General features: G+C 75.4%; 1 pseudogene. It reads right to left on the bottom strand.

Annotation, left to right across the window (positions count from 1 at the left end):
• A pseudogene (locus BKE38_RS32550) lies at positions 1-1,008 on the bottom strand (hypothetical protein); the annotation flags it as partial.

Here is a 1,008-nt window from a genome sequence, read left to right as displayed (position 1 = left end):
GCGCAGCACCAGCCCGTGTAGGTCGCCAATGCGGCCCTGCGGGTTGCTGGCGATCTTGGCCGGGTCGAAGGTCTGGTCGGTGGTCATGCTGCGGACCAGCCCGCCGCCGCCGCCGATGCTCTGCGCCAGGATGCCGATGCCATGCTTGCCGGTGGTGGCCAGGCTGCTGCCGGCTTCCGCGGTGACGGTGACGCCGCCGCCATCGCCGCCCACCCCGCCATTGCCGCCGACGCCGACCGACAGGCTCCTGAAGGATCCGCTGACGGTGCCGGCCAGCGCGCCCTCGCCGCCGCCGCCGCCGACGCTCTGCGCCAGGATGCCGAAGGCGGCGACGCCCTGGGTGACGATGCTGCCGCCGGCGCCGTTGGTCACGCTGACCGGCCCGCCATGGCCGCCGCCGCCGCCCCGGCCGCCGACGCCGATCGCCGTCTGCACCGGCGTGTCGTCGCTGGCCGCGGCGGTGGAGCTGGCGGCGCCGCCGCTGCCGCCGCCGCCGCCTATGCTCTGGGCATAGATGCCGTCCGACTGCGCGCCGAAGGTGGCGATGGCGCCGGTGTTGCTGGCGCCGGCCGCGCCGCCATCCCCGGCCGCGCCGCCGCTGCCGCCGATGGCGACGCCGACATTGATCTGCAGGCTGGTGCCGGCGTCCGCCTCGCCGGCCTGCGGCTGGCCGAAGATGGCGCCGAGCTCGTCCAGCGTCGCCTTGATGTTCTCGCCGATCTGGCCGATCTGCAGCACGCCGTCGACGATCTTGGTGACGCCCTGGCCGAGGTTCAGGCCGCTGGCCAGGATGTCGTAGAGTGCCTGGGCATTCGACAGGTCGGTGACCCCGCCGGCCGTGGCGCCGCCCTTGCCGGCGCGGCCGCCGCCGCCGCCGATGCTCTGCACCGACAGCGCAATGGCATCGGTGCCGCGGGTCAGGATGCTGCCGCTATTGGCCACCGTCGCGGTGCTGCCCTGGCCGCCGGCGCCGCCGCTGCCGCCGACGCCGACCGCGATCGACAGGGT

This window comes from Teichococcus deserti (assembly GCF_001982615.1).
GTDB classification, from domain to species: domain Bacteria; phylum Pseudomonadota; class Alphaproteobacteria; order Acetobacterales; family Acetobacteraceae; genus Pseudoroseomonas; species Pseudoroseomonas deserti.
Note: the sequence above shows the minus strand (reverse complement) of the source record. Positions and strands in the feature narration are given on the sequence as shown.